This is a genomic window from Eubacterium limosum (assembly GCF_000807675.2).
Classification (GTDB): Bacteria; Bacillota; Clostridia; order Eubacteriales; family Eubacteriaceae; genus Eubacterium; species Eubacterium limosum.
The window spans coordinates 1,638,047-1,650,990 of record NZ_CP019962.1; the positions used below are offsets into that span (position 1 = coordinate 1,638,047).

General features: G+C 41.1%; 11 protein-coding genes. All 11 read left to right on the forward strand.

Going from position 1 to position 12,944, the window contains the following annotated elements; genetic code table 11:
* The first annotated feature begins 41 nt into the window (after window positions 1-41).
* The 11 genes from B2M23_RS07560 (at window position 42) to B2M23_RS07610 (ending at window position 12,943) form a co-directional block, all read left to right on the forward strand.
* A complete protein-coding gene (locus tag B2M23_RS07560; protein WP_038353021.1) occupies window positions 42-863 on the forward strand; it encodes a hypothetical protein in 822 nt (273 codons plus the stop codon).
* A 101-nt stretch (window positions 864-964) separates the two neighbouring features.
* Window positions 965-1,594 (forward strand): stage II sporulation protein M, encoded by a 630-nt coding sequence (locus B2M23_RS07565; protein ID WP_038353020.1) that lies wholly within the window; start codon window positions 965-967, stop codon window positions 1,592-1,594.
* A 718-nt stretch (window positions 1,595-2,312) separates the two neighbouring features.
* A complete protein-coding gene (locus tag B2M23_RS07570; protein WP_038353019.1) occupies window positions 2,313-3,089 on the forward strand; it encodes an enoyl-CoA hydratase-related protein in 777 nt (258 codons plus the stop codon).
* 9 nt (window positions 3,090-3,098) lie between these two features.
* The gene (locus tag B2M23_RS07575; RefSeq protein WP_038353018.1) at window positions 3,099-4,655 is read left to right on the forward strand and encodes an acyl CoA:acetate/3-ketoacid CoA transferase; all 1,557 of its coding nucleotides are present in this window, start codon (window positions 3,099-3,101) and stop codon (window positions 4,653-4,655) included.
* A gap of 43 nt (window positions 4,656-4,698) precedes the next feature.
* The gene (locus B2M23_RS07580; RefSeq protein ID WP_038353017.1) at window positions 4,699-5,838 is read left to right on the forward strand and encodes an acyl-CoA dehydrogenase family protein; all 1,140 of its coding nucleotides are present in this window, start codon (window positions 4,699-4,701) and stop codon (window positions 5,836-5,838) included.
* Window positions 5,839-6,047: 209 nt separating this feature from the next.
* On the forward strand, window positions 6,048-6,470 hold the full coding sequence (locus B2M23_RS07585; protein WP_038353016.1) for a MarR family winged helix-turn-helix transcriptional regulator: 423 nt from the start codon (window positions 6,048-6,050) through the stop codon (window positions 6,468-6,470).
* A 168-nt stretch (window positions 6,471-6,638) separates the two neighbouring features.
* Complete coding sequence (locus tag B2M23_RS07590) at window positions 6,639-7,997, forward strand: sodium-dependent transporter (RefSeq protein ID WP_038353015.1); 1,359 nt, start codon at window positions 6,639-6,641, stop codon at window positions 7,995-7,997.
* Between the two features lie 14 nt (window positions 7,998-8,011).
* Window positions 8,012-8,656 carry a nuclease-related domain-containing protein gene (locus tag B2M23_RS07595; protein WP_052237338.1) on the forward strand — a complete coding sequence of 215 codons (645 nt, stop codon included), beginning with the start codon at window positions 8,012-8,014 and terminating at the stop codon, window positions 8,654-8,656.
* Between the two features lie 120 nt (window positions 8,657-8,776).
* Entirely contained in the window at window positions 8,777-9,790 is a 1,014-nt protein-coding gene (locus B2M23_RS07600; protein WP_038353014.1) for an NERD domain-containing protein, read from the forward strand.
* A 175-nt stretch (window positions 9,791-9,965) separates the two neighbouring features.
* On the forward strand, window positions 9,966-10,667 hold the full coding sequence (locus B2M23_RS07605) for an ABC transporter ATP-binding protein (RefSeq protein ID WP_038353013.1): 702 nt from the start codon (window positions 9,966-9,968) through the stop codon (window positions 10,665-10,667).
* On the forward strand, window positions 10,667-12,943 hold the full coding sequence (locus B2M23_RS07610; protein WP_038353012.1) for an FtsX-like permease family protein: 2,277 nt from the start codon (window positions 10,667-10,669) through the stop codon (window positions 12,941-12,943). The genes B2M23_RS07605 and B2M23_RS07610 overlap by 1 nt, the downstream gene beginning before the upstream one ends.
* Window position 12,944: the final 1 nt, after the last annotated feature.

Sequence of the window (12,944 nt, forward strand, 5' to 3'; positions counted from 1 at the left end):
TAAAATAGAGAAAAAGTTCTGAAGGAGCGTTTGTATATAGAATGAAAAATCTTTATGAAGAAGAATGGTTCAGCAGACTGTATGCTGTTATCTGCGTATTGATTCTGCTGGTCGGTTTTGGTATACGAAATCTTTTAGTATTAATGCTTCCATTTATTTTAGCTGGAGGGTATTTCTTTTTTATATTTAAAAAAGAGGATGAAAACCGATTTTTGTTTCGTATGCTGATTCTTATGGCAGTTTTTCCGTTTGTTTTGGCATTTGTGTTTATTCTCTTTGGTGACATGAGAAATGCCTGGTTTAATGCATATAATATCAACCAATGGGTTATGATCTTTACCGGACTCTTAATTTATGGCGGAACATTGACCTTATCGTTCAGTGCATTTTATGTCAGTAGAGGATATGACACTGGAAAAAAGAAGGAAAAAGAACCGATTGATGTTGCGAAGCTATCTTTTATTACACTGTACCCCAAAAATGGCAAAAAGGTTGAGAGTCTTCCGATGCCGGGAGATTTAGAGCATCATAAACAGCTGGTAATCCCAATTAATAAAAAAACAGATTGGGTAAAGATTCCATGCCATCTTAAAAATGAAAGTGATTTGCCTGTTATCAGCATTGGTCTGGAAGCTTTAAACGAAGAGATAAAGGGAACAAAAAGTATGGATCATGCATTGCTCATACCGCCGCATAATACAATTGGAATTGACCTGTATATTCCACTGACATCGGCAAAGGACGTTGATATTAAATGCAGCTTTAAAAATGTGCTGGGAGAAAAAACAGCAGGCTTTTTACATTTAGATAAGACAGGTGATGTCTATCATGGAATTTATAATTTGAGAATTGTAGAAGCTTAAGTGAAGCACCTCATTTGGGGTGCTTTTATTGTTCTAAAGTCATTGCGCTTTGAAGAAAATGCAAGTATAATGGAATTAATATAGTTACAAGGAGAAAACTGATGAAGTTTATTAAAGAGCAGTATCTTCAGATCGGGAAATTTTTGAAATCAAAAATCCTTTGGATTTTTATTATTTTGTCACTGGTATTTGTGGGGGTCAGCGTCCTGCTTTATTTTGTGCTGCTGGGACATCAGGAAACAGTTGTAGCTTTGTTTAAGGGATTTACAGAAGCCATTTTAAGTAAGGATATATTAAGCGCAGATGGCAGTATAGCATCTGGTAGTCTGTTTTTTAATAATCTCCAGGCTACAACCATATCAATACTGCTGGGTTTTATGCCTTTCCTATTCCTTCCGGTATGGGTTATACTTATTAACGCGGGTTCATTGTCTGTTGTCTTTGCAATGGTGAAAATGACGGGAGCTGCCTCAGTTGGAAAAATGATTGTGTTTGGAATTCTACCCCATGGTATTTTTGAGCTGACTGCGCTGTTCTTGGGAATTTCTTTGGGGTTCTATATTTGTAAAACACTGTGTATTATCGTTTGTAAATCCAATTCAGGTATCCAGCTCAAGGAAGAGCTTATTAATGTGCTGAGAACCTATTTGCTGATCATTGTTCCGCTGTTAATTATTGCAGCATTGATCGAGAGCTACCTTACACCTCTGTTAATAAATTTTGCCATATAAAAAATAAAAGCAGAGTCTATTTCAATGTGATATGATGGACTCTGCTTTAAAATTTTTTCAGATAAAATTTGAATTATACCAGGTTTAATGCTTTCAACAGCAGCTGAGGAAACATTTAAAACACTTAGTTTTTTTAGCATGCTGTATCATAATTTTTCCGTTTGTTGAAGTATATCTTTTCATGAAAATTATTATAAAATAAAAATAGTAATTAAAATGTATAAAGGGTGTGTTTTTTTATTTTAGCGAAGATTGAGATCATGATGATGCTATGAGTATGTTTTTAGGAAAATGATAACGTGTAATGAAAAAAGATAATTGTAAAAGGGCGTTTTATGCATGAAATAAGAATAAGTTTATAAAAAAATGAAATTTGCACTTTTTACATATATCTTTTTTTTAGAATACGGTGTAAAATATAAAATGTATAGGATTTATTCTCTTATAAGTCCCCTCTCTCCACCATCAATGGTCTCCCAATGTATTGATGGTGGTATTTTTTTAAGAAATTTTAAAAAAATTTGAAAATATCTTGACAGAAAATGTTATAGGGTGTATATTATAGCCAACAAGTAATTTGCATACAAAGTATTTCTGTAAGGAAACGTCGAAAGACGATTTTTTATAGCTTATATAATTTGCGTGCTATCTATTTTCACACAAAGTATGTACATCCAAGATTTTTACATAAAATAGATTATTTTTAGGGGGTTCTAAAATGAACAATTTATTATTTAATGTGGAAAATGAAGTTGGTGTGATTACAATTAATCGTCCAAAAGCGCTCAATGCTCTGAATAGCGAAACACTTTCAGAATTAAAGCAACTTGTGAGTGAAATCGAAAAACGTAAAGACATTAAGGTTGTAATCGTAACCGGGTCTGGCGAGAAAGCTTTTGTTGCAGGTGCAGATATTGCAGAAATGGTGAATGGCACTCCGGTAGAAGGACGGCAAATGTGTCTGCTGGCTCATGAAGCGTTTGCTAAGCTTGAAAATATCCCGCAGGTAACCATCGCAGCGGTTAACGGCTATGCTTTAGGGGGCGGTTGTGAGCTGTCTATGGCCTGCGATATTCGTATTGCAGCTGATAATGCGAAGTTTGCTCAGCCTGAGGTAAATCTTGGTATCATTCCTGGCTTTGGAGGAACTCAACGTTTACCGAGACTTGTAGGAAAAGGGAGAGCGAAAGAACTGATTTTTACAACTGATCAAATTGATGCACAGGAAGCGTACCGGATTGGGTTAGCAAACAAAGTCGTTCCAAAGGATGAACTAATGAGCACCTGCTTGAAAATGGCAGAAAAAATTATCAGTAAAGCAAGCTATGCGGTGACACTGGCAAAATCTGCTATCAATACCGGCATGGATGTTGACTTGGCTTCAGGTTGCAGATTTGAATCAGATCTTTTTGGTCTGGCGTTTTCTACAAATGACAAAAAAGAGGGTATGAGTGCGTTCCTGGAAAAAAGAAAAGCAGATTTGAAGGATTTTTAGGGTGATGAGATGAAACATATACCTGTTTTAAAACCCAAACAAGCAGCAGATCTGGTTCAAAATAATCAAACTATCGTCACAGGAGGTTTTGTTGGGAGCTGCTGTCCTGAAACGCTGACAAGAGCATTGGAAAAGCGCTTTCTGGAAACAGGGGAACCTAAGAACCTTACATTGATTTACGCAGCGGCCCAGGGAAACCGGGATGGCAGCGGGGCTGACCACTTTGCCCATGAGGGCATGGTAAAACGTGTTATCGGCGGTCATTGGAATATGGTTCCTCAGCTTGGAACCATGGTAATTGATAATAAAATTGAAGGCTACAATCTGCCACAGGGAACCATTTCTCAGCTTTTCAGAGATATTGCGGGGAACCGTGTCGGAACAATTACACATGTTGGTTTAAACACCTTTGTTGACCCCAGAAATCAGGGTGGAAAATTAAATGAGATCACTAAAGATGACATTGTCGAGCTGATTGACATCAATGGACAGGAAAAATTACTTTACAAAGCCTTTCCAGTCAATGTTGCTTTTTTAAGGGGAAGCTATGCTGACGAATATGGCAATGTTACAGTCGAAAATGAGGTCGCTTCTCTTGAGGCAACCTCCATCGCTCAGGCAGCTAAAAACAGCGGTGGAAAAGTAGTGGTACAGGTCGAAAAAATTGTAAAGGGTGGTACCCTTGATCCCAGATTGGTGAAAATCCCCCGGATTTATGTTGATGCAGTCGTGGTTGCAGAAGAAGGAGACCACCAGCAGTGTTTTGGACATCCTTTTGACGCCTCACTGACAGGTGCAACACAGTCACCGCTTGGTGATACAAAAGCAGACTGTATGTGTACAAAAAAGATTATTGGAAGACGGGCCGCCCTTGAACTTATGGAGGACAGTGTCGTCAATCTTGGAATTGGTATACCTGAGTATATTTCTCGTGTTGCAAATGAAGAAGGAATTGGCGATTATATGACGTTGACTGTTGAAGCCGGTCCGATTGGCGGTGTGCCCCAAGGGGGATCACAGTTTGGAGCAGCGCTCAATCCAGAGTGCATTCTGGATCAGGCTTATCAGTTTGATTTTTATGACGGTGGTGGAGTCGACCTGGCATTTTTGGGACTGGCCCAGGCAGATGAAAAAGGGAATATTAACGTTTCCAAATTTGGTCCAAGAATTGCAGGTTGTGGTGGATTTATCAATATCACACAAAACGCAAAGAAGGTTTACTTCTGTGGTACGTTTACCGCTGGAGGGCTAAAGACCGAGATTAAAGACGGGAAAATCAAAATTATCCAGGAAGGTAAATCTAAGAAATTCATAACCGAGGTAGAACAGATTACCTTCAGTGGAGATTACGCTAATAAAACCGGTCAGCCGGTTATGTATATTACTGAACGCGCTGTTTTTGAACTGAGAAAAGACGGCGTATATCTCATTGAAATCGCCCCGGGAATTGATTTGCAGAAAGATGTTCTCGATCAAATGGATTTTGCACCTAAAATGGATGGAGAGCCGGCGCTCATGGACTGGCGGATTTTCCGGGACGAGTTGATGGGAATAAAAGGCAATTAAAAAGTTTTTAAATATTAAAAGATATATAAAGGAGTTTTTTAAAATGGATTTTCAGTTAGATGATAAAAGATTGGCATTGCAGAAGGCAGTACAGGAATTTGCGGAAAAAGAATTATTGCCAGGTGTCCGGGAAAGAGACGAGACAAGCACTTTCCCGGTTGACGCTTATAAAAAAATGGGCGAAATGGGGCTGATTGGCCTTCCTTATCCAAAAGAATACGGCGGACAGGGCGGAGATTACCTTGATTACGCCATTGCCGTTGAAGAAATTGCCAAGATTGACGGATCTGTTGCTATTTCCTACTCAGTATCGACCTCTCTTTATGGCGGAAGTGTGTCAAACGCTGCTTCAGAAGAACAGAAAAGAGAATTTTTACCATCGGTACTATCTGGTCAGAGCTTTGGCGCTTTTGGTCTGACAGAACCTAACGCAGGCTCGGATGCAGGCGGATGCATTACCACAGCCACCAGAGAAGGAGACCACTATATTTTAAATGGTGCTAAGTGTTTTAATACAAACGGGCCTTTAGCAGATTATTTTGCAGTTTACGCTTTAACTCAGCCAGAAAAGAAAGCAAAAGGCTTGTCCTGCTTCTTAGTCAAAAAAGGCACTCCAGGATTTTCGATCGGAAAAATTGAAGATAAAATGGGGATTCGTGCCGCACAGGTGTCTGAGCTCATCTTTGATAACTGTAAAATTCCGGCAGAAAATCTGATGGGTGAAGAAGGACAGGGCTTTAAGGTAGCCATGAAAACCCTTGACGGCGGCCGCATTGGCGTTGCAGCACAGGGGTTGGGCCTTGCCGAAGGCGCATTCGAGATTGCCCGCAAATATTTAATGCAGCGTGAGCAGTTTGGAAAACCACTGTATAAGAACCAGTACCTTGCATTTAAAATGGTCGAACTGGAATGTCAGATTGAACAGGCGCGATTAATGCTCTACAAAGCAGCGTTGGATAAATCTGAGGGAAGACCTTATACTTTATCAGCTGCAAAAGCAAAACTCCTTTGTACCGATGCTGCAATGCATGTTACGACAGAAGCGGTACAAATGCTTGGTGGTAACGGATATATGAAAGACTACCATGTCGAACGAATGATGCGGGACGCTAAGATCACTCAGATTTACGAAGGAACCAATGAAATCCAGAAATTGGTTATCAGCGGACAATTGTTTAGATAATAATTCTTATGACACCTCTTTTATAAAATGTTATATGCTTGATGTAAGAATCCTTTATTACAGATTTTTACATAGAACCCCAAAACTCCTGATGGTTTTACCAATCAGGAGTTTTTGCGCGAATTCAATTGACAAAAAACAGAGGATAAAATATAATTATTTAGAATGTAAATATTTCTGTAACAAAAGAATTAGAATAGAGGATTTTTATGGAATTACAAGATTGTATAAATTTTTTATTGACAACAGCCCAGCATAATGTTTTTCAGTACCTAAGCCAAAAGCTGGCGCCTTATGATATTACGCCTTCACAGTATGGGGTGTTGAACTGCTTATGGGGGCGGGAGCACAATACACCAAAGCAGATCGCGGACACCCTATGTCTTGAAACCTCTACGATTTCAGGGGTTCTGGACAGGATGCAGAAAAAAGGACTGATTGACCGTATTGTCAATGTAGAGGATCGCAGAGAAGTCCAGGTGATTGCGACAGAAAAGGGGAATCTTCTGGAAGAACCTGTTTTGAAAATCATTGAAGAGGTTAATATAGAGGCGCTAAAGGATTTGGACAGCACACAGCAGGAGGAGCTTAAAACCTATTTGCGGATTATTGCGAATGGAGATTTTAAATAAAGGTTCATTTTAAGGATGAAAGCACACAGGCAATTCCCCTGTGTGCTTTTTTGCTGTACATTAAAGTGGTTTTCGTATATAATAAAAAATTGGTGCGTTAAAAGGCAATAAAACAGCCTTTAAAAATTGAAGCACATAAATTTAAGAGTGAGGAGCGTTTTTGATTTAGTGGAGAATCGAAAGAGAAGTCAGTTTTCAGGAAAGCTTGGTTTTGTATTGGCCGCTGCGGGTTCGGCAGTTGGACTCGGCAATATATGGCGCTTTCCATATTACGCCGCAAAGTATGGCGGCGGTGCATTTATTTTAGTTTATATTATTTTAGCGGTGACCTTTGGTTACACTTTGATGACAACAGAGATTGCGATTGGGCGTAAAACCCGGCTGAGCCCCATTGGCGCTTATAAAAAATTGAATTCAAGGTCAGCCTTTATTGGTGTTTTTGCAGTCGTGGTTGCAGCGATTATTACACCGTATTACAGCGTGATTGGTGGATGGGTTATTAAATATCTGGCTGTTTTTGCGACTGGCGGGATGACAGAGGCAGCAACCGATACTTTCTTTTCAAATTATATCAGTACAAGCGCAGAGCCTATTATCTGGATGGGGCTTTTTATTTTAATCGGAGCTGTTATCCTGTTTGGTGGAGTTAAGGGCGGAATTGAGAGAGCCAGCAAGATACTGATGCCTGTTCTGGTCCTTCTGACGGTTTTTCTGGCCGGTTATTCATTTACGCTGCCAGGGGCTCTCGATGGCTTTAAATATCTTTTAATTCCTGACTTTTCGAGATTTTCAATTATGGGTGTGGTAGCCGCCATGGGACAGATGTTTTACTCGATGTCTCTCGGGATGGCCATTATGGTTACCTATGGATCATATATGAAAAAGGATGAAAACATTGAGAAGTGCGTCGGTCAGATTGAAATTTTTGATACGGGTATTGCAATACTGGCAGCAATGATGATTGTTCCAGCTGTTTTCGCATTTTCGGGTGGAGATCCAAGTGCGCTGAACGCAGGTCCTGGCCTTATGTTTATTACTTTACCTAAGGTGTTTGCTTCCATGCCAATGGGTGGTGCCATTGGGGCGATTTTCTTTGCCTTAGTGCTTTTTGCGGCGCTCACCTCAGTTATTTCCTTAATGGAGGCAATTATCAGTGCTGTATGTGATCAGTTTAAGCTGCCGAGAAAGAACGCTGTTTTTATGGTGGCGCTGCTTTGTTTTGTTGTCGGTATGGCGCCAAGTCTTGGTTTTGGCCTATGGGACAGTGTTCAGATATTTGGTCTGCAAATTCTTGACTTTATGGACTTTGCATCCAATTATATTCTGATGCCTTTAGGCTCCTGCCTGACATGTGTTTTGGTTGGATGGATTATCAAACCAGATTTTGTTCTGAGTGAGCTTAAATCTTCAGGCGAATTTAAAAGAGAGAAGCTTTATATTTTTATGCTCAAATACATTGCGCCGGTCTTTACTATTGCCATTATGATAGCCTATATACTGGATACCTTTAAAATAATAAAGCTTTAAAAAATGGAGAAAAGATGCTGGGGCTAATTTTTCTGGTGCTGCTTTTTGCTGCGGTGATAAGCTTTAATCAGTATATTAAAAATAGAAAGAAATATAAAGCGGGCGAAATGGGCGAAACAGAAATTCACCAGCTTCTTAATCAAGCAGCGCCCAGAAGTAGTGTGATTCTACGAAATCTCTATCTGCCTACAGCCAGAGGAACCACAGAGATTGATCTTCTTTTGCTTAGCCGAAAGGGAATATTTGTTTTTGAAATTAAAAATTACCGAGGCAATATCTATGGAGACGAACGGTATAATGAGTGGGTTAAGGTTCTGCGTAATGGCAAAAAGGTTCCTTTCTATAATCCTGTATGGCAAAATGAAGGTCATATCCGGGCATTATTGCGTTTGCTTCCAGAAATTAATCTGCGGTTTGTTTATTCATGTATTGTATTCTGCGGCAGCAGTGAAATAAAAAGAGTGAAGACTAAAAATTGCAGGGTTCAGGTTTTAAAGGATACAGATTTAAAAAGGAAGCTGAAATGGAAGCTCCGCTTCCGTTTTAATAAGTTTTCGGGAAAAGAGCTGGCATTTTTTGAAAGGCGGCTCCAGGAATTTACAAATATGAACGGCCGGGTAAGGCGAAAACATAAAAAACAGGTAAAGAGCTTAAAATGACAGCACTCAGCCTGATAAACTCAAGAACCTGATGAAACAGGCTGCAATAAAAATCCTGTTGCAGCCTGTTTTTTATATGTGAAAGTATAGTATAATAAGAAAAAAGGAAGGGGGGAATAAATGATGCTAAAGATATTGATGGGATTTTTTTACCTGTTGGTGCTGGTTGTTTTTGCGTTCGTGATGATAAAGTTTATAAGCCGGCGCATGAAAAATACGTTTAAGCCGCGTAAGTCAAAGATCAGCTATGCTGTCGAAATCAACCCTAAAACAGCAGCCCCCCAGCTTCTGAACCAAATACTTTTAATGCTTCCAGGTGAGAATAATGAGGTTCTGTCACGCATGTCAATCCTTGCTGAGGATGGAAATCAGGCGGAGCTTGACGTTTTGCTGATCTGCCCAACGGGAATATATTTATTTAATTCTATCAATGAGTCCGGTTATGTTACGGGCGGCGAAGGGGACAGGCAGTGGTATATTTTGAAGGAAGATGGCAATAGAAAGGCGTTTAAAAACCCTCTCGAGGAAAACACATATAATGTGCGGGCTCTGCTCACGCGCTACCCGGAAATTAAGGAAGAGTGGGTTCATGACTATGTTGTTTTCAGCAACCGCTGCGGGATAAGCGATTTGCGTCTGGAAACAACAGACACGGTGCTGAACAGGAAGATGCTCTTTGAGAGACTGCGCGGCCAGATAGCAGAGCAGTCTGTTGTTTTAACACCAGATCGGATTCAGTATCTTTATAATCGGCTGAAGCTCTATACAGACGGTGAAAGCATAGCGCCGGTATCTGCCAGGAGAAAAACGGCGAACCCCGCTTATCCGGTTGAGACAGCAACAGAGATCCACGAGATCAAGGCTCCGGACCTTACGCAGTTTTCAAGAGAAGACCAATGTCTTAAAAATAAACTGACAGCTTTTGCGAAAGAGCAAAGTCAGAGAGAGCGGATTGCCGCAGCAGAGGTTTTGGACAGGCGAAGCATTGAAAATCTGGTTAATATGAAGCCTAAAAACCGGATTGAACTGGAAACAGTTCAGGGAATGGATGAAAAACGGTGCGAAAGCTATGGAGATTCCATTATACATATTATAGAGCAGCACTATCATGAAACCATGAGCAAGTGCCAATGAAAGAGACAGTCTTTTCAGGCTGTCTTTTTTGTGGAGTCAAAAATGAACGCTTGTTAACTAATGATTTTATATGCGCTGTCAGCATTTACACCAGCTGTTTTTTCGCCTATAATCAAACCACCATTATCCTATCAATTACCGTGCGCACGATTGACGATAAAACTGGAGGTAAAAGATGGGCTTTATTGAATTGGAAAAAATTACAAAAGAATACTTTATGGGTGATCAAAAAATCCTGGCGGTTAATCAAGTCAGCTTTTCGATTGAAAAAGGTGAACTGGTTGTTATCCTTGGGCCTAGCGGTGCAGGGAAAAGTACTATACTGAATTTATTGGGAGGAATGGATACCGCGACCAGCGGCCATCTCTTCGTTGATGAACAGGACATTACAGTGCTTAAGGACAGCCAGCTGACTGATTACAGAGCGTCTGAGGTTGGTTTTGTGTTTCAGTTTTATAATTTAATACCAGCGTTAACTGTTTATGAAAATGTTGCATTGATAAAAGAAGCCACCTCAAAAGCACTGGAGCCAGAGGCTGTTTTAAAATCGGTTGGCCTGTGGGAGCGCCGGCACCTGTTTCCCACACAAATTTCCGGCGGAGAACAGCAGAGGACAGCCATTGCGCGCGCCCTGTGTAAAAATCCGAAGCTTTTATTATGCGATGAACCTACCGGAGCCTTGGATTCGGAAACGGGGGTGGTGATATTATCGCTGCTCCAAAACATGAGCCGAGAAAAAGGACATACAGTTGTCATTGTGACGCACAATGCGTCACTTGCCGAGATGGCCGATAAGGTGATCCAGATAAAAAATGGCTGTATCGAAGACATTACGCTCAACACTGCACCGAAAGATGTAAGAGAGGTGAGGTGGTAATGCTGTTACGAAAAATGCTGCGCGATTTAAAAAATAACGCGGCTCAATTTTTAGCTATATTTTTAATGATTTTTTTAGGGGTATTCATTTTTTCAGGGATGACCAGTATTGGACAGGGGATGAAGCAGTCAAGTCAGGATTATTATGATGAAACGCACCTTGCTGACGCCATTATTTACAGCAGCTTTTTTACAGACCAGGATTACGAACGGTTAAAAAGCAGTTTTGGGATTGAGACCGTCACTAAAAGATTGCAGATGGATACAACCTATGGATCGGACGGCGCGACAACTATACAGCTCAATGTTATCAGTAGTGACGCTTTATCCGGGTGCCATCTAATTGAAGGAGAAGCCTTTGACAGCGATATGGATGGCATTTGGCTGGACAGCGAATTTGCAAAGGCACACCAGATAAAGACAGGTGACACGATTAATGTCACCTGCCAAAACAATGTGTTCACCAAAACGGTAAAAGGTCTTGTGATGCAGCCTGAATATGTGTATGCAGTCCAAAATAATAATGAAATTGTCCCGGATCATAAGAGGTTTGGTTATGCTTTTATGCCGGAAGAGGCCTGGAGCCTTGGTCCAGTACCTTACACGCAGGCACTTTTAAAAACAGAAGACCTCTCTAAAAATGATCTGGAGAGCAGGGTAACAGAAGTCCTTCCAGGCAAAACAACAATGCTTGTTATGCAGGAGGATATTCCAAGTGTTGCGATGTTTCGGAATGAGATTGATCAGATGAGCGCTGTGGGCTCAGTATATCCAGTCGTTTTTCTGATTACTGCCATACTCACGACGTTGACGACGATGACCCGGATAACAGCAGACCAGAGAGTTCAGATTGGAACCTTAAAAGCGTTAGGAATACGAAACAGAAAAATCACGCTGCATTACCTGTCATTTGGACTTTTGGTGGGAGGTGCCGGTAGTATCCTCGGTGTTTTTACCGGACCCGTTTTTCTGCCGCCACTGGTTTTTGGATTCCAGAAATCAATGTATACAATGCCATGGTGGAACAGTGCTGTGACACCGGTAGTTTATGGTATGGCGTTTATATGCTTCTTAATTTGCTGCTGCAGCTGTTATGGGGCAAGCCGCAAACAACTACAGGGGGCAGCGGCGGAGACCCTTCGGCCAAAAGCGCCAAAGACCAGCCGACATACAGCAATGGAGAAAAGTCGTTTTTGGAAACGTCTGGGCTTTTACAGTCAATGGAATATACGGGACGTCCTGAGAAACAAGCTGCGTTCACTGATCACTGTATTTGGTATTGTGGGCTGTATGATGCTTATTCTGTGCGGCCTGGGAATGCGTGATACAGTCAGCAACCTTGCTGACACCATGTATGGCACACTTCAGACCTATGAGACCAAGATAAGCTTATCTGAAAAATGTACAGACGAACAGTTAAAACAGCTTGAAAAAGAGAAGCGCCATCAGTTTTTAGAGGAAGCTATAGTGGAGATTGAAAAAGATAGCGGTAAGGATATGCTCTCTTTGTCTGTTTTTGATAAAGGACATTATTTTACTTTTCAGGATGAGAAGGGAACCGCACTTTCTTTACCGGAAGATGGGGCAGCTATTACGCGTAAGACAGCGGAGAGCGAAGGGCTTTCTGTTGGTGATGTGATCAAATGGCGCAGCTATGGAAGTTTAAGCTGGCATACGGAGCGGATAGAGGAAATCATACAGACACCTTTAGAGCAGGGAATGTACATGAGCCGGAATGCCTTTGAAAAAAGTGGTGAAAGTTTTGAGCCAACGTCCTTTGTAACGGATCAGGAAGCAGGAAAATTTTCGGGAGAGGCTTATGAGACGGTTCAATCCAGGGAGGATTTGATTGGAGCGCTCAACAGCATGCTTGAAATGATGAACGCTATTATTTTTATTATGATTGGCGCAGCGATTGTTCTGGGGCTTGTGGTCCTTTATAATCTTGGGGTGCTTTCGTTCCAGGAAAAAATGCGAGAGCTGGCAACTTTAAAGGTTTTAGGATTTCAGCATAAACGGCTGACAAAGCTGCTGCGCAGACAGACGGTTTGGCTTTCTGTTGTGGGGATCGCCGCCGGAATTCCATGCGGCTATGGGCTGGTTGCGTACATGCTGCTTTTCATGGGCGATACTCTAGACATGCAGCCTAAAATAGAACTGTGGTCCTATATATTCAGCGGTATTGGGATTTTCGCAATTTCGCTTTTTGTGGTCTGGCTTGTATCCAGAAAGCTGAAGCGGATTGATATGGTCAGCGCCTTGAAATCTGTTGAATAAA

What these genes read in the sequence shown, in the direction of transcription:
- B2M23_RS07560 (WP_038353021.1), top strand. Translation starts at nt 42, where the DNA reads ATGAAAAATCTTTATGAAGAAGAATGGTTCAGCAGACTGTATGCTGTT.
- B2M23_RS07565 (WP_038353020.1), top strand. Translation starts at nt 965, where the DNA reads ATGAAGTTTATTAAAGAGCAGTATCTTCAGATCGGGAAATTTTTGAAA.
- B2M23_RS07570 (WP_038353019.1), top strand. Translation starts at nt 2,313, where the DNA reads ATGAACAATTTATTATTTAATGTGGAAAATGAAGTTGGTGTGATTACA.
- B2M23_RS07575 (WP_038353018.1), top strand. Translation starts at nt 3,099, where the DNA reads ATGAAACATATACCTGTTTTAAAACCCAAACAAGCAGCAGATCTGGTT.
- B2M23_RS07580 (WP_038353017.1), top strand. Translation starts at nt 4,699, where the DNA reads ATGGATTTTCAGTTAGATGATAAAAGATTGGCATTGCAGAAGGCAGTA.
- B2M23_RS07585 (WP_038353016.1), top strand. Translation starts at nt 6,048, where the DNA reads ATGGAATTACAAGATTGTATAAATTTTTTATTGACAACAGCCCAGCAT.
- B2M23_RS07595 (WP_052237338.1), top strand. Translation starts at nt 8,012, where the DNA reads ATGCTGGGGCTAATTTTTCTGGTGCTGCTTTTTGCTGCGGTGATAAGC.
- B2M23_RS07600 (WP_038353014.1), top strand. Translation starts at nt 8,777, where the DNA reads ATGATGCTAAAGATATTGATGGGATTTTTTTACCTGTTGGTGCTGGTT.
- B2M23_RS07605 (WP_038353013.1), top strand. Translation starts at nt 9,966, where the DNA reads ATGGGCTTTATTGAATTGGAAAAAATTACAAAAGAATACTTTATGGGT.
- B2M23_RS07610 (WP_038353012.1), top strand. Translation starts at nt 10,667, where the DNA reads ATGCTGTTACGAAAAATGCTGCGCGATTTAAAAAATAACGCGGCTCAA.